The following is a 15,343-nucleotide window of genomic DNA, read 5'->3' as shown; positions in this document are numbered from 1 at the left end:
TGGTGAAAGTCCACTACAGGCATGGCAGTAGGAACTGTTAGCGAAAGACAAGGTGGCTATCGCGAGGTAGTGGCTGAAGGAAGTCGGACGCAAACTCCTGAACTGACGAACAGAAACTAGATAGAAGGCTGAATTAGGTCGGATAAGGTTGCCTAACAAACTGAAGTCCAATACTGCCCGAAACCTATACAGTAAATCTAGCAGTTACATGGGAGGAAAGTTTTCGCTCTTACCGGGGGAGGTCTTGTGAGGGTGCAGTGGGAGTTGAATGATAACAAACCAGCACAACCAAGACGATGACGTCTTGGTGAATCACAAGAAGTCAGCAGAGGTCATAGTAATGTTACTTGACGAAACATGAAGGACCGAACAATAGTCGTTTTGAAAGCTCTAGGAGGTGTGTAAGGTGCGACAACTGCAGAAAACAGGAGAATCTGGCTATCGGCAGAGAGATAGTGTGGAACATGAAGGGTATGTCGAAGCGCATAGTGGCTTACATGGTGAAAAGAACAATCAAAATGGTGTATCCAATCTGTTTGAAAGAATCCTGTCAAGGAACAATCTCAATCAAGCTTACCTTCAAGTCGTCAGAAATAAGGGGGCAGCCGGTGTAGACGGTATGACGTGCGACCAACTACTTCCATACTTGAAGGAACATAAAGAGGAACTATTACTCCAGTTATATCAAGAAAAATACAAACCGCAACCCGTCCTGCGGGTTGAAATCCCGAAACCAGACGGTGGAAAGAGAAAACTGGGGATTCCGACAGTCATCGACCGGATGCTTCAACAAGCGATTAACCAAGTGCTCCAACCAATATTTGAACCAAAGTTCTCCGATAATAGTTTTGGGTTTCGTCCAAAACGTAGTGCACATCAAGCCATCATACGGGCAAAGTCATACTACGAACAAGGGTACAAATATGTGGTGGATTTGGATATGAAATCCTACTTCGATACGGTAAATCATGACAAACTGATGTATTTCGTGGAAAAACAGATAGATGATAAGCGCGTGCTTCGCTTGGTAAGACAGTATTTATTGAGTGGAATTATGATAAACGGTATCTTTGAGAAATCGGAAGAAGGAACGCCGCAAGGTGGAAACTTATCGCCGTTACTCAGTAATATTTATCTGAATGAATTAGACCAACGATTAGAAAAGCGTGGTCACAGATTCGTCCGCTATGCGGACGACTGTAATATCTATGTGAAAAGCAGGAGAGCAGGATATCGGGTAATGGATAATATAACGAACTTTCTTGAGAAGGATCTGAGTTTAACTGTTAACCGAGAAAAGAGTGCGGTTGGAAGTCCTTTGAAACGTAAGTTTCTTGGCTTCTGCTTATTAGCTACGAAGAAGGGTGTCAAAATTCGTCCGCATAATAAAGCGAAAGTGACCGTCAAAAGGAAACTCAAGCGGATCACCAAACGCAATCGTGGACGACATCTCGAAGTGATTCTTAAAGAAATCCAACAACTTATGACAGGTTGGATAAACTACTATGGCATAGGGGAAATGAAAGGATTTATAAAGAATCTCAATGGATGGTTGAAGCGAAGAATTAGACAATATCTCTGGAAGCAGTGGAAAAACCCACGCACAAAAAGGAAAAATCTAATTCGCTTAGGTATCGATAAACATAAAGCTTATGAATGGTCGAATACAAGAAAGGGCTACTGGGTTATATCCAGTAGTTATGTACTCCATCGTTCATTAACAGATAAAGAACTGGCATCGAGAGGATATAAAGACATCGCTCTACAATACCAGTTCGTACACTCAAACTATTGAACCGCCGTATACCGAACGGTACGTACGGTGGTGTGAGAGGGGCGTAAAGTTACTTAACTTTTCCCTCTACTCGATTGGTTCATTGTTATCAAATCCTTTGCTATACACCGTGAATGTAAACCGCAAACAATGATACTTGTATTTAGCACGAAAGCTTGCATGAATGGAGCTACTATTGTTAATGAAAATAGATGTCTAACAAGGAGATTTTGCAGAAAAAGCTTTACGGCTAAGAATGAAGCTAAATATAATAGATAGGTTTTACATCCTTTATGTATTACATTAATCATGGGGAAGGAGGCTGGAGGATGGGCATTTGGAAACGAATGAAAGATGATATGGATGCTGTATTCGAGCAGGACCCAGCTGCACGCTCTTATTTTGAAGTTTTTTTAACGTATTCAGGTCTTCATGCTGTTTGGTCGCACCGTATTGCCCACGCGTTATATAAGCGTAAAATGTTTTTTATTGCCCGTGTCATCTCACAAATGAACCGTTTCTTTACTGGAATTGAAATTCACCCAGGTGCGATAATTGGTAGACGTTTATTTATTGACCATGGAATGGGAGTTGTTATTGGTGAAACATGCGAAATTGGCAATAATGTAACGATTTTTCAAGGGGTAACGTTAGGTGGTACTGGAAAAGAAAAGGGAAAGCGGCATCCGACGATAAAAGATAATGCGCTGATTGCAACAGGAGCCAAAGTGCTTGGATCCATAACAATTGGGGAAAGCGCAAAAGTAGGTGGCGGGTCTGTTGTTTTAAAGGATGTGCCCGATAATGCTACCGTAGTCGGTATCCCGGGCAAAATTGTAAAGCACCGCGGAGAAAAGGTTACTAAAGACTTAAATCATCACAAACTACCTGATCCAGTAGCAAATCGATGTGAATATTTACAGCAGGAAATTGATGCATTAAAGGAAGAAATAGCTAAATTAAAGGAAGGGAAAAAACACGATGTCCATTAAAATATACAATACGTTAACACGTAAAAAAGAAGTGTTTAAACCAATAGAACAGGGCAAAGTGAGCATGTATGTTTGCGGACCGACTGTATATAACTATATTCATATTGGTAATGCAAGACCTGCAATTGTCTTTGATACAGTGAGACGTTATTTAGAGTACAAGGGTTTTGAAGTAGATTATGTGCTCAATTTTACGGATGTGGACGATAAGTTAATTAAAGTTGCCAATGAGCTCGGTAAGGAAGTGCCAGAGGTAGCTAACCGGTTTATTTCCGCTTATTTAGAAGATGTTGGTGCTTTAGGGGTAAAAGAAGCTACACATAACCCTCGAGTAACAGAAACAATGGCTGATATTATCGCCTTTATTGAGAAGCTTATTGAAACAGGTGTTGCTTATGAAGTGCAAGGTGATGTCTATTTTAAACCTCGGGAGTTTAAAGGATATGGAAAGTTATCTCATCAATCTGTCGATGAGCTAAGGTCTGGAGCTCGAATTCAAGTTGGTGAGAAGAAAACAGATCCACTTGACTTTGCTTTATGGAAAAAGGCAAAGGATGGAGAGATTGCTTGGGATTCGCCGTGGGGAAAAGGGCGCCCCGGATGGCATATTGAGTGCTCTGCCATGGTAAAAAAATACCTTGGGGAGACAATTGATATTCATGCAGGAGGGCAAGACCTTGCTTTTCCACACCATGAGAACGAAATAGCGCAATCGGAAGCTCTGACGGGAAAAACATTTGCTAACTATTGGATGCATAATGGTTATATCAACATTGATAATGAAAAAATGTCCAAATCACTAGGAAACTTTTTATTAGCTCGCGATTTAATCCAACAGTATGATCCACAAGTCATTCGTTTCTTTATGCTTAGTGTCCATTATCGTCACCCGATTAACTTTTCTGAGGAGTTATTACAGAGTGCAGAAAACAGTTTAGAGCGAATAAAAACAGCTTATTTTAATTTAGAGCACCGCAAACCTTCTAGCATGGATCTTGTAGATCATAAAGAGGATTGGTTGCAAAAGCTAGCGCAATGGAAGCAGCAATTTGAGGCGGAGATGGATGATGACTTTCATACTGCCAATGCAATTTCAGTTCTTTTTGAAGTAGCGAAAGAAGCGAATGTCTACTTGCAACAAAAACAGACATCAAGCGAGGTAATTGCAGCTTTCCAACAAGTCATACACTCTTTCTTAAAGGTTCTTGGAATTGAATTAGAGGTGGAACAGGAGCTACTAGATGCAGAGATTGAGGCATTAATTGAAGAACGTAATACCGCAAGAAAAGCTCGTGATTTCGCTCGTGCTGATGAAATTAGAGATATGCTAAAAGAAAAAAATATCATTTTAGAAGATACGCCTCAAGGAGTACGATGGAAAAGAGGATAACCATGGAGCAAGATGTAAAACAATTGAAAAGCCTTGCCCTTGCCTATATGGGAGATGCTGTCTATGAATTGTATGTAAGAGAGCACCTCCTTCAACAAGGTCAAGTAAAACCACAGCAATTACATCAACAAGCAATCCGTTATGTGTCAGGAAAAGCGCAAGCAACTGTTGTTCGCCACTGGCTAAAGGTGGACAAGTTAACCGCAGAAGAAGTACGGGTAGTGACAAGAGGAAGAAATGCAAAGTCAGGCTCTATTCCCAAAAACATACGCGTTCAAACATATCGCTACAGTACAGCCTTCGAAGCATTAATCGGTTATCTTTATTTAGGAAATGATAAAGAACGGTTAGAACAACTTATTGAAGAAGCGATTCAGTTAACAGAAAGGAGTGGAACCGAATATGGATCAGGAGCTGATAATTGGTAAAAATCCTGTTATAGAAGCGATGAAGTCGGGGAGGTCGATAAATAAAGTGTTTGTATCCGAACAGTTAAACTCTTCCGTACAAGCAAAGTTTTTTCAATTAGGGAAAACGGCACATACTGTCGTTCAAAAAGTTCCCAAACATAAATTAGATCAGTTAGCTAAAGGAGGAAGCCATCAAGGGGTGGTCGCATATGTCGCATCGTATACATATGCAACGCTAGATGATCTATTTCACCAAGCTGAAAAACGAAATGAAGCAGCATTCTTTTTGATTTTAGATGAATTAGAAGACCCGCATAATTTAGGTTCTATTTTACGGACGGCAGATGCTGTAGGGGCACACGGCGTCATTATTCCAAAGCGTCGATCCGTAGGTTTAACTGCAACTGTAGCCAAAACAGCAGCTGGGGCAATGGAGCATGTACCGGTTGTTCGCGTAACGAATATTGCTAATACTATTGAAGCATTGAAGGAACGTAATATTTGGGTAGTTGGTACAGAAGCGGATGCATCAGAGGATTATCGGCAATTAGAAGGTACGCTGCCGCTCGCTATTGTAGTGGGAAACGAAGGGAAAGGGATGAGCCGTCTAGTAAAGAAAAAATGTGATTGGACAGTAAGCTTACCCATGAAGGGGAAGGTATCCTCTCTTAACGCTTCCGTTGCTTGTAGCCTTTTATTATATGAGGTGTATCGGAAAAGGAATCCTTATGGTGAATAAGCGATGATTGTTGTCATTGTAGATGGATATAACATCATTGGAGCATGGGATGAACTTCAGCGGTTAAAAGAAAAAGATATTGGGCAAGCCCGAGATCGTTTAATCGAATGGATGGCTGAATACCAAGCGTATTCAGGTTTTCGTGTCATTGTTGTATTTGATGCTTATTATGTACACGGGGTAGAGACAAAAACAACTGCGTATAATGTAGAAGTTATTTATACAAAAGAAAAAGAAACAGCCGATGAATGTATTGAAAAATTAGTAAAAGAGGTAAAAGATATCCGTACGCAAGTATACGTAGCAACATCTGATTTTGCAGAGCAACGAACAATTTTTGGAAGTGGAGCTTTAAGGAAATCTGCTCGAGAGCTATGGATAGAAACGAATAATATACAACAGAACATTGAAAAGACGATAGAAAAGCATTATAAGAAACAAGCAAATTCAAAAATTACATTAGATCCGAAAACGTTAGAGACTTTTGAAAAATGGAGAAGAGGGAAGATGTAGTACTACAAACACTCTCACTTCTCTAATATTGACGACTTTAAAGCGCTTCCTGTATAATAAGCTTTAAATGGACTGCGTGTAGTCGGGGGGGCATCTTGGTGAATGTCAATCAAATAGAGATGGGCGATCAACGCTTAAATAAGCTGGACGATGAGAGTATTGTGCAGCTTATTCATCAGGGGAACAGTCACGCTTTAAATTATTTGATACACAAGTATCGTAATTTTGTACGTGCAAAAGCACGGACGTATTTTTTAATTGGCGCGGATAAAGAGGACATTGTCCAAGAAGGAATGATCGGTTTATATAAGGCTATTCGCGATTATGATGGAAAAAAGCTATCCTCATTTAAAGCTTTTGCTGAATTATGTGTAACAAGGCAAATCATTACAGCGATTAAGACAGCGACAAGACAAAAACACATTCCGCTAAATTCGTATGTGTCTTTGGACAAGCCGATTTATGATGAAGAGACAGATCGCACTTTATTAGATGTCATCGCAGGATCAAAAGATATTGATCCACAAGAACTGCTTGTGAACCAGGAAAAATATGGAGACGTAGAAGCGAAATTATCAGAATTATTGAGCGGATTAGAGAAGAAAGTACTGCAACTTTATTTAGATGGAAGGACGTACCATGAAATATCAGTTGCGCTTAATCGTCATGTTAAGTCGATCGATAATGCACTACAACGAGTAAAGCGTAAATTGGAGCAGTTAATTGCGGAGGCGGAAATTACTTCATAGGGAGGATTGACACATTTTTGCAACCATGCTAGAGTAAAATAGTATTAGAAACTCTCCGCTCGAGGTGAGGGAATGAATAAGAAAATCACTTTAGCGTGTGCAGTTTGTGCTAGTAGAAATTATACAACGAATAAAAATGTATCCACACAACCTGTACGGCTTGAAGTAAATAAGTATTGTAAACATTGTGGTAAACATACATTGCATCGGGAAACAAAATAGATTTTCGCGATGTAATGTGCGAAATAAATAGCATGACTATAACAAAGTCGTCATTTTCAGGTGTAGGGGGTACAAGCATGTTTCGTTTTTTAAAAAACGTTTCAAGAGAAATGAAGAAAGTTAGCTGGCCGAATCGCAAAGAGTTAACTAGCTATACCATAACGGTTATTACAACGGTTGCTTTTATAGCGTTATTCTTCTTTTTAATTGACCTTGGAATCACGCAAATTTTAAACTTACTTTGATTTTCCTAATGATTGAATATTTGTGTCGGTTTTATGCTATAATGATAAGGAACTAAATAATGAGTTTTTGTGGAACCCGGTATCAATCGGGTTTTTTAGGTTGGAGCAAAAAAGTTTAACCACATATAGTCTATTTGTGATATGGATTTAAAACGTTGCATGTTTGGTGCATGTAAAAAATGAAATAAACTGAAATGAAGTTTTGTATAGTACAAAAAGGGAGGGAAGGACAAGAACTGTTGTCCAAATAAATGGAAAAAAATTGGTATGTCGTACATACGTATTCTGGTTATGAAAATAAAGTGAAAACGAACTTAGAAAAGCGTGTGGAGTCCATGGGGATGGAAGATAAAATATTTCGCGTTATTGTTCCCGAGGATGAAGAGACAGAAATAAAAAACGGCAAGAAAAAGGTAACGAAGAAGAAATTCTTCCCAGGATACGTGCTCACAGAGATGATTATGACAGATGATTCATGGTATGTCGTTCGAAATACTCCTGGAGTAACAGGGTTTATTGGTTCAAGTGGTGGTGGAACGAAGCCAACGCCGTTATTGCCAGAAGAAGTAGAAACAGTATTAAAACGTATGGGTGTTGCGGAAAATCCTGTACAATTTAATTTTGAAATTAAAGAGAATGTTCGTGTGACGGATGGTCCGTTTACAGACTTCACCGGTACTGTTGAAAGCATAGACACAGATAAGCAAAAGGTGAAAGTTCACGTAAACATGTTCGGAAGAGAAACACCTGTAGAATTAGATTTCTCACAAATAGAAAAGCTCGATTAGAGCATTTGTCGTTATAAAATTGGAGTGTTTGTCACGTGCAAATAGTTTGTTCTACTATAGGAAAGTATAAGGTTTTTTTGACAGACTTTCTCCATAAAACTTTGCGATAAGTCAAGTTTTTTAACGTGGGTTTAATAACTTTTGACAGACTTTAAGAGTAGTTCCTTATAAAGTAGGTTTACGCAAGTTAGCATATATATCCTTGCATTTTTCTGATATTCATGCTAAAATTCTTTTGTTATTCTTGTAACTAGCCATTCGGTTAGAACAATAGGAGTGGGAGGGGAAAAAACGAGCGTCCCCTATTACCACATCACGGACTTTAAGGAGGTGTGTCTCGTGGCTAAAAAAGTGATTAAACTTGTGAAACTACAAATCCCAGCTGGAAAAGCAAATCCGGCACCACCAGTAGGACCAGCACTTGGTCAAGCAGGTGTTAATATCATGGGCTTTTGTAAAGAATTTAACGCACGTACGCAAGATCAAGCGGGTATGATTATTCCTGTTGAGATAACAGTGTTTGAAGACCGTTCGTTTACGTTTATTACAAAAACTCCACCAGCAGCTGTTTTGCTTAAAAAAGCAGCAGGCATTGAAACTGCTTCTGGTGAACCAAATCGTAATAAAGTAGCAACAGTTAAGCGCGATAAAGTAAAAGAAATTGCAGAAACAAAAATGCCTGACTTAAATGCTGCTGATGTAGAAGCAGCGATGCGCATGGTTGAAGGAACAGCGCGTAGTATGGGTATTGCGATCGAAGACTAATTGTGCTTCGCTTTCGTGATGTTTGTTGTGAATGGATTGTATTATTTGATTTTTTTGAAGTCACTAGTACGGTATAGGTTGCGGTTGGATTCCCTACGCAACCTTTTTCGTGAAGCGGATGACTTCCCAATAAGTTCTTCATCCGCTTTGCCTTTATAAAAGCGTGTTTGCTTTTATAAGTGGGAGGTAATACCGTTATAACCACATTTGAGGAGGAAATAAAATGGCTAAAAAAGGAAAAAAACATCAAGAAGCATTAAAGCTTGTTGATCGTTCAAAAGCGTATGAAGTATCTGAAGCAATTGCGCTTGTAAAAGAAGCTGCCAAAGCTAATTTCGATGAGACGGTTGAAGCTGCTTTTCGTTTAGGTGTTGATCCTAAGAAAGCAGATCAGCAAATCAGAGGAGCGATGGTTTTACCACATGGTACAGGTAAAACACAACGTGTGCTTGTTTTCGCAAAAGGCGAGAAAGCGAAAGAAGCAGAAGCTGCTGGAGCTGACTATGTAGGAGATGCAGATTACATTAACAAAATCAACCAAGGTTGGTTCGACTTCGATGTTGTTGTTGCAACTCCAGACATGATGGCAGAGGTTGGTAAACTAGGAAGAGTGTTAGGTCCAAAAGGTCTTATGCCAAACCCTAAGACTGGAACAGTTACATTTGATGTAGAAAAAGCTATCAACGATGTAAAAGCTGGTAAAGTAGAATATCGTGTCGATAAGTCTTCCAATGTGCATGTTCCAATTGGTAAAGTGTCATTCGATAACGAGAAGTTAATTGAAAACTTTGTTGCTATTACAGAAACACTTGTAAAAGTGAAACCGCAAGCTGCTAAAGGAACTTATATGAAGAATGCGTCTGTGTCTTCTACAATGGGACCAGGAATTCGCGTTGATGTTTCTAGCATGGCGCACTAATAAAAAGTTGTTGACTTTGTCAGTATGTTTCGCTATACTGTAGTCTGTAATTAATAGAATAGGATGTACCGTAGACAGTAGGGGCGTCATTGCGCTTAATTATCCTGCCGAGGTGTTTATAGATAAATTGGAATATATACGGTTTATATTCCAATCGATGAATAAGCTCTCATGTCTACGTGAGGGCTTTTTATTTGCACTTATGTGCCAAAGCGATACGGTATAATCACGATTTTTTAGGAGGTGGAAGAATGTCTAGTATTATTGAGCAAAAGAAACAATTAGTGGAAGAAATTAAAGATAAGCTTGTTTCTAGTGAAACTGTCGTAGTAGTGGATTATCGTGGTTTAGATGTTGCTGCAGTAACCGAACTACGTAAACAACTACGTGAAGAAGGCGTTGATTTCAAAGTCTACAAAAACACCATGACTCGTCGTGCAGTAGAAGCTGCTGAACTAAACGAACTAAGTGATGTTTTGGTTGGTCCTTCTGCGCTTGCATTTAGTAAAGATGATGCTGTAGCTCCAGCTCGCATTATTAAAAAATTTGCTAAAGAAAATGAGGCGCTTGAAATCAAAGGTGGCGTTATTCAAGGTAGTGTTGCTACAATCGACCAATTGCAAGAGCTTGCCGATCTTCCAAATTACGAAGGTATGGTCTCTATGCTTCTTAGCGTGCTTCAAGCACCGATCCGTAATCTTGCGTATGCAGCAAAAGCGGTGGCGGAACAAAAAGAAGAACAAGGCGCATAATTTGCGTGTAGCGGTATAAAAAACAATTTTTAGGAGGAAAAAATCATGACGAAAGAACAAATCATTGAAGCAGTAAAAGAAATGACTGTATTAGAACTAAATGATTTAGTAAAAGCAATTGAAGAAGAATTTGGAGTAACAGCTGCAGCACCTGTAGCGGTAGCTGGTGCTGCTGGTGGCGCTGAAGCTGCTGAAGAGCAAACAGAATTTGATGTTGTTCTTAACGACGCTGGTGCATCAAAAATCAAAGTTGTTAAAGCAGTACGTGAAATCACTGGTCTAGGACTAAAAGATGCGAAAGAATTAGTTGATAATGCTCCAAAACCTGTAAAAGAAGGTGTATCTAAAGAGGACGCTGAAGAAGTTAAAGGTAAGTTAGAAGAAGCAGGCGCAACTGTAGAAGTGAAGTAATTTTGTTCAAACTGAGCTCGTCGTAATGATTGCGGCGGGCTTTCTATATACCTCAGTCTTATTTCGTGGAATCATCAGTTTGCTTAAGCATGCATACGTAGCTGATGAGCGTCTTCAATAAAAACAAAGTAGGTGCTGGAATGAGTGAGCATTACTTTTCACAAAAACCCCAAACGACAAGTTCATCAAAAACATGGCTATACAATGCGAATGGAAAAAAATACACCTTTACAAGTGATGTAGGTGTGTTCTCGAAAAATGAAGTCGATTTCGGAAGTCGCTTTTTATTGGAACAGTTTACTCCTCCTGATATAGTAGGAGATTTCTTGGATCTTGGTTGCGGTTATGGGCCGATCGGTATAACGGTAGCAGATCAATATAAAGATCGACATATTGTAATGGTTGATATTAATGAGCGAGCATTGGAACTAGCGAAAAAAAACGCAGCGCAAAATACAGTGGAAAATATTACGTGTTTGCAAAGTGATAAATTATCAGCTGTTATGGATCGAATGTTTGCAGCTATAATTACAAACCCGCCAATTCGAGCTGGTAAGTTGGTTGTGCATGAGATGTTTGAGCAAGCAGAGCAAGTATTAGTTCGAGGTGGGGCTTTATGGGTGGTAATCCAAAAAAAGCAAGGAGCGCCTTCAGCGAAGAAAAAATTGGAGCAATTGTTCGCGGAAGTAGATACTGTCGCCAAGCGTAAAGGTTATTATATATTTCGAGCAGTTAAGGTTTGACCAAGAGGATGTCTTATGGTAAGATAGGAAAATGCTAACATGGCGCTTATTATGTCAAGCGAATAAAGAATGAAAGCACTAGTATATTTTTAGATTGTTGGGAAACAATGGTAAAATAGGTGTTTTATTTGTTTTTTGCTAGTGTAAAGCGCAGAGTTTTTTATGTAATGTAACTTTGCATGATTATACTACTTTTGTTGATATACGAAAAACCAAGGGGGGCTTTTCGCTTCTTTAAGCATGAGTTCAAAAAGTCGTGAAGTCGATCTAGATAGCATGGTCGCTTTATCGAATTTTTAGCTAGCTCTTTTGCTTGGTTTTTCTTATTATAATAAATTTTACGTAGAATGACAATCTACGAATAAATGGATGATTTAAGGGGTGAAGCAGTTGACAGGACAACTAGTTCAATATGGGCGGCACCGCCAGCGCAGAAGCTACGCACGAATCAGCGAAGTGCTAGAATTGCCGAATTTAATTGAAATCCAAACAGCTTCTTATGATTGGTTTTTAGAGGAAGGACTTCGAGAAATGTTTAAAGATATTTCTCCAATCGAAGACTTTACAGGCAATTTATCACTAGAGTTTGTTGACTACAGTTTAGGAGAGCCCAAGTATCCTGTGGATGAATCGAAAGAGCGAGATGTTACGTATAATGCTCCGCTTCGTGTGAAGGTTCGCTTAATTAATAATGAAACCGGCGAAGTGAAAGAACAGGAAGTATTTATGGGCGATTTTCCTTTAATGACAGATACAGGAACGTTTGTTATTAATGGAGCAGAACGTGTCATTGTATCTCAGCTCGTAAGGTCGCCAAGCGTGTATTACAATGAAAAAATTGATAAAAATGGTAAACGAGGCGTAGCTGCAACCGTTATTCCAAACCGTGGCGCATGGTTGGAATTTGAAACGGACGCAAAGGATGTTGTCCATGTCCGAATTGATCGTACACGTAAATTGCCAATCACAGTATTATTACGAGCGCTTGGTTTTGGTGATGATCAGGAAATCATTGAACTCATTGGGGAGAATGAATACCTGAAAAACACGCTCGAAAAGGATAATACGGAAACAACAGAAAAGGCATTATTGGAAATTTATGAGCGTTTACGTCCTGGTGAGCCACCTACCGTTGAAAATGCAAAAAGCTTGCTCGTATCTCGCTTCTTTGACCCAAAGCGTTATGACTTAGCGCATGTAGGTCGTTATAAAATGAATAAAAAGCTGCATATAAAAAACCGCTTGTTTAACCAAGTATTAGCTGAAACTATTGTCGATCCTGAAACTGGAGAAGTGTTAGCTGAAAAAGGTGATAAGCTAGAAAGAAAGCTATTAGATAAATTAATTCCTTATCTAGAACGCAAAGAAGATAAGTTAGGTCATAAAGAATTACAACCAAAAGAAGGCGTGTTGGATGAGTCCATTCATCTGCAGTCTATAAAAATTGTTGACCCTACCGACCCAAGTGGAGAAAGAGTGTTAAATGTAATCGGCAATGCAGGTGTTGATGCAAGTGTGAAGAATATTATGCCTGCTGACATATTAGCATCCATCAGTTATTTCTTTAACTTGCTACATCAAGTAGGAGGGACAGATGATATTGATCATCTAGGTAACCGTAGACTTCGTTCTGTAGGAGAACTTTTACAGAACCAATTTCGTATCGGGTTATCTCGAATGGAGCGTGTGGTACGTGAAAGAATGTCCATCCAGGACACGTCTAGCATAACGCCACAGCAATTAATTAATATTCGGCCCGTTATTGCTTCCATCAAGGAATTCTTTGGTAGCTCCCAATTGTCACAGTTTATGGATCAAACGAATCCACTCGCTGAATTAACGCATAAACGACGTCTATCCGCACTAGGCCCAGGCGGTTTAACAAGAGAGCGTGCAGGGTTTGAAGTTCGTGACGTTCACTACTCTCACTATGGTCGTATGTGCCCAATTGAGACACCAGAAGGACCGAACATCGGATTAATCAACTCACTTTCTAGCTATGCGAAAGTGAATAAGTTCGGATTTATTGAAACGCCTTACCGACGTGTAGACCCAGAGACAGGCAAAGTAACTGCCCACATTGATTATCTAACTGCTGACGAAGAGGATAACTATATCGTTGCGCAAGCTAACGCAAAATTGGATGATGATGGCACATTTGCTGAAGACGAGGTCATCGCGCGTTTCCGTGGGGAAAACACGATTGTCGCTAGAGAAAAACTCGATTATATGGATGTATCACCAAAGCAGGTCGTATCTGCCGCAACAGCTTGTATTCCTTTCCTTGAGAATGATGACTCTAACCGTGCATTGATGGGTGCGAACATGCAACGACAAGCTGTTCCATTAATGCAACCAGAAGCGCCAATCGTTGGAACAGGAATGGAATATGTGAACGGCAAGGACTCTGGGGCTGCTGTTATTTGTCGCCATGAAGGTGTTGTGGAGCGTGTAGAAGCCAAACAGGTATTTGTACGCAGAACATCTGTTGTTGATGGGCGCGAAGTAAAAGGTGATCTCGATCAGTATAAGTTACAAAAATATATACGTTCTAACCAAGGAACTTGCTATAACCAACGCCCGATTGTAAGTGAAGGCGACCGCGTCATGAAAGGAGAAATCCTTGCTGATGGCCCTTCTATGGAAGACGGAGAATTAGCACTTGGCCGAAACGTACTCGTCGGTTTTATGACGTGGGAAGGTTATAACTACGAGGATGCAATTATCATGAGCGAACGCCTTGTAAAAGATGATGTGTATACATCGATCCATATTGAAGAATATGAATCCGAGGCGCGTGATACGAAATTAGGTCCAGAAGAAATTACAAGAGATATTCCTAATGTTGGTGAAGATGCATTAAAGAACCTCAATGAATATGGAATTATTCGTGTTGGTGCTGAAGTAACAGATGGAGACATCTTAGTTGGAAAAGTAACGCCAAAAGGTGTAACGGAACTATCTGCCGAAGAGCGTTTGTTGCATGCTATCTTTGGTGAAAAGGCACGAGAAGTTCGTGATACTTCCTTACGTGTGCCGCACGGTGCTGGAGGTATTGTGCTTGATGTGAAGATCTTTAACCGCGAGGATGGCGATGAACTTCCACCGGGAGTTAATGAGCTTGTACGTGTATATATCGTACAGAAACGGAAGATTCACGAAGGCGATAAGATGGCAGGTCGTCACGGAAATAAGGGTGTTATTTCTAAAATTCTTCCTGAAGAAGATATGCCTTTCTTGCCTGATGGAACGCCAATTGACATTATGTTAAACCCATTAGGGGTACCATCCCGTATGAATATCGGACAGGTATTTGAACTCCATCTAGGAATGGCGGCACGTGCACTAGGCATTCATGTTGCCACACCAGTATTTGATGGAGCGACAGAAGACGATGTTTGGGAAACATTAGAAGAAGCTGGCATGCCTCGTGATGCGAAAACAATTCTTTATGACGGAAGATCTGGAGAGCCGTTTGACAATCGAGTATCTGTCGGTGTTATGTATATGATTAAGCTTGCTCATATGGTAGACGATAAATTACACGCTCGTTCTACTGGGCCATACTCCCTTGTAACGCAACAGCCATTGGGTGGTAAAGCACAATTTGGTGGTCAGCGTTTTGGAGAGATGGAAGTGTGGGCTTTAGAAGCTTACGGTGCAGCATATACCCTACAGGAAATTCTAACAGTTAAATCGGACGATGTAGTGGGACGTGTGAAAGCATACGAATCCATTGTCAAAGGGGATAATGTACCTGAACCAGGAGTTCCTGAATCCTTCAAAGTACTTATCAAAGAGCTGCAAAGTCTAGGTATGGATGTAAAAATGTTATCTAGTGATGAAGAAGAAATTGACATGATGGAACTAGAAGAAGAAGATACACAACAAGCTAGTAAGCTAAATATAGAAGTGGAAGAAAGCTAAATAA

At 39.9% G+C, this 15,343-nt stretch carries 16 protein-coding genes and 1 other annotated feature; all 16 genes read left to right on the top strand.

Features of this window, described 5'->3' with window-relative positions:
• The first annotated feature begins 406 nt into the window (after positions 1–406).
• Positions 407–1,795, top strand: a complete 1,389-nt coding sequence (ltrA, locus tag B2C77_RS21165) for a group II intron reverse transcriptase/maturase (protein WP_077701832.1) — start codon at positions 407–409, stop codon at positions 1,793–1,795.
• Between the two features lie 308 nt (positions 1,796–2,103).
• Positions 2,104–2,766: a serine O-acetyltransferase gene (gene cysE, locus B2C77_RS21160; RefSeq protein ID WP_077706788.1), complete on the top strand. Its 663-nt coding sequence runs from the start codon at positions 2,104–2,106 to the stop codon at positions 2,764–2,766.
• Positions 2,756–4,156, top strand: coding sequence for a cysteine--tRNA ligase (gene cysS / locus B2C77_RS21155; protein ID WP_077706787.1), 1,401 nt, complete (start codon positions 2,756–2,758; stop codon positions 4,154–4,156). Before cysE ends, cysS begins: the two co-directional genes overlap by 11 nt.
• Complete coding sequence (locus B2C77_RS21150) at positions 4,141–4,584, top strand: Mini-ribonuclease 3 (RefSeq protein ID WP_254844026.1); 444 nt, start codon at positions 4,141–4,143, stop codon at positions 4,582–4,584. Before cysS ends, B2C77_RS21150 begins: the two co-directional genes overlap by 16 nt.
• The gene (gene rlmB / locus B2C77_RS21145) at positions 4,559–5,305 is read left to right on the top strand and encodes a 23S rRNA (guanosine(2251)-2'-O)-methyltransferase RlmB (RefSeq protein ID WP_077706786.1); all 747 of its coding nucleotides are present in this window, start codon (positions 4,559–4,561) and stop codon (positions 5,303–5,305) included. The genes B2C77_RS21150 and rlmB overlap by 26 nt, the downstream gene beginning before the upstream one ends.
• A gap of 3 nt (positions 5,306–5,308) precedes the next feature.
• Positions 5,309–5,818 (top strand): NYN domain-containing protein, encoded by a 510-nt coding sequence (locus B2C77_RS21140; protein WP_077706785.1) that lies wholly within the window; start codon positions 5,309–5,311, stop codon positions 5,816–5,818.
• A gap of 119 nt (positions 5,819–5,937) precedes the next feature.
• Positions 5,938–6,567 carry an RNA polymerase sporulation sigma factor SigH gene (sigH, locus tag B2C77_RS21135; protein ID WP_101934222.1) on the top strand — a complete coding sequence of 210 codons (630 nt, stop codon included), beginning with the start codon at positions 5,938–5,940 and terminating at the stop codon, positions 6,565–6,567.
• 72 nt (positions 6,568–6,639) lie between these two features.
• A complete protein-coding gene (gene rpmG, locus B2C77_RS21130; RefSeq protein ID WP_073012526.1) occupies positions 6,640–6,789 on the top strand; it encodes a 50S ribosomal protein L33 in 150 nt (49 codons plus the stop codon).
• A gap of 77 nt (positions 6,790–6,866) precedes the next feature.
• Positions 6,867–7,034 carry a preprotein translocase subunit SecE gene (gene secE, locus B2C77_RS21125; protein WP_077706783.1) on the top strand — a complete coding sequence of 56 codons (168 nt, stop codon included), beginning with the start codon at positions 6,867–6,869 and terminating at the stop codon, positions 7,032–7,034.
• A 251-nt stretch (positions 7,035–7,285) separates the two neighbouring features.
• Positions 7,286–7,822 carry a transcription termination/antitermination protein NusG gene (gene nusG, locus B2C77_RS21120; protein ID WP_077706782.1) on the top strand — a complete coding sequence of 179 codons (537 nt, stop codon included), beginning with the start codon at positions 7,286–7,288 and terminating at the stop codon, positions 7,820–7,822.
• Between the two features lie 339 nt (positions 7,823–8,161).
• Positions 8,162–8,587: a 50S ribosomal protein L11 gene (gene rplK / locus B2C77_RS21115; RefSeq protein ID WP_141130783.1), complete on the top strand. Its 426-nt coding sequence runs from the start codon at positions 8,162–8,164 to the stop codon at positions 8,585–8,587.
• A 223-nt stretch (positions 8,588–8,810) separates the two neighbouring features.
• Complete coding sequence (rplA, locus tag B2C77_RS21110) at positions 8,811–9,506, top strand: 50S ribosomal protein L1 (RefSeq protein ID WP_077706780.1); 696 nt, start codon at positions 8,811–8,813, stop codon at positions 9,504–9,506.
• 50 nt (positions 9,507–9,556) lie between these two features.
• Positions 9,557–9,708, top strand: a sequence feature (ribosomal protein L10 leader region).
• A gap of 49 nt (positions 9,709–9,757) precedes the next feature.
• Positions 9,758–10,258 carry a 50S ribosomal protein L10 gene (rplJ, locus tag B2C77_RS21105; RefSeq protein ID WP_073012540.1) on the top strand — a complete coding sequence of 167 codons (501 nt, stop codon included), beginning with the start codon at positions 9,758–9,760 and terminating at the stop codon, positions 10,256–10,258.
• A gap of 45 nt (positions 10,259–10,303) precedes the next feature.
• A complete protein-coding gene (gene rplL, locus B2C77_RS21100; protein ID WP_073012543.1) occupies positions 10,304–10,669 on the top strand; it encodes a 50S ribosomal protein L7/L12 in 366 nt (121 codons plus the stop codon).
• A 140-nt stretch (positions 10,670–10,809) separates the two neighbouring features.
• A complete protein-coding gene (locus tag B2C77_RS21095; RefSeq protein ID WP_077706779.1) occupies positions 10,810–11,412 on the top strand; it encodes a class I SAM-dependent methyltransferase in 603 nt (200 codons plus the stop codon).
• 390 nt (positions 11,413–11,802) lie between these two features.
• Positions 11,803–15,339 carry a DNA-directed RNA polymerase subunit beta gene (rpoB, locus tag B2C77_RS21090; RefSeq protein ID WP_077706778.1) on the top strand — a complete coding sequence of 1,179 codons (3,537 nt, stop codon included), beginning with the start codon at positions 11,803–11,805 and terminating at the stop codon, positions 15,337–15,339.
• Positions 15,340–15,343: the final 4 nt, after the last annotated feature.

Source organism: Virgibacillus dokdonensis, assembly GCF_900166595.1.
GTDB classification, from domain to species: Bacteria; Bacillota; Bacilli; order Bacillales; family Amphibacillaceae; genus Virgibacillus; species Virgibacillus dokdonensis.
The sequence above is the reverse complement of the archived record's forward strand: the minus strand, read 5'-3'. Positions and strand labels throughout refer to the sequence as shown.

Bases quoted from the DNA above. Each gene is read 5' to 3' on its own strand.
- cysE (WP_077706788.1), top strand. From the start codon at position 2,104: ATGGGCATTTGGAAACGAATGAAAGATGATATGGATGCTGTATTCGAG.
- cysS (WP_077706787.1), top strand. From the start codon at position 2,756: ATGTCCATTAAAATATACAATACGTTAACACGTAAAAAAGAAGTGTTT.
- B2C77_RS21150 (WP_254844026.1), top strand. From the start codon at position 4,141: ATGGAAAAGAGGATAACCATGGAGCAAGATGTAAAACAATTGAAAAGC.
- rlmB (WP_077706786.1), top strand. From the start codon at position 4,559: ATGGATCAGGAGCTGATAATTGGTAAAAATCCTGTTATAGAAGCGATG.
- B2C77_RS21140 (WP_077706785.1), top strand. From the start codon at position 5,309: ATGATTGTTGTCATTGTAGATGGATATAACATCATTGGAGCATGGGAT.
- sigH (WP_101934222.1), top strand. From the start codon at position 5,938: ATGGGCGATCAACGCTTAAATAAGCTGGACGATGAGAGTATTGTGCAG.
- rpmG (WP_073012526.1), top strand. From the start codon at position 6,640: ATGAATAAGAAAATCACTTTAGCGTGTGCAGTTTGTGCTAGTAGAAAT.
- secE (WP_077706783.1), top strand. From the start codon at position 6,867: ATGTTTCGTTTTTTAAAAAACGTTTCAAGAGAAATGAAGAAAGTTAGC.
- nusG (WP_077706782.1), top strand. From the start codon at position 7,286: ATGGAAAAAAATTGGTATGTCGTACATACGTATTCTGGTTATGAAAAT.
- rplA (WP_077706780.1), top strand. From the start codon at position 8,811: ATGGCTAAAAAAGGAAAAAAACATCAAGAAGCATTAAAGCTTGTTGAT.
- rplJ (WP_073012540.1), top strand. From the start codon at position 9,758: ATGTCTAGTATTATTGAGCAAAAGAAACAATTAGTGGAAGAAATTAAA.
- rplL (WP_073012543.1), top strand. From the start codon at position 10,304: ATGACGAAAGAACAAATCATTGAAGCAGTAAAAGAAATGACTGTATTA.
- B2C77_RS21095 (WP_077706779.1), top strand. From the start codon at position 10,810: ATGAGTGAGCATTACTTTTCACAAAAACCCCAAACGACAAGTTCATCA.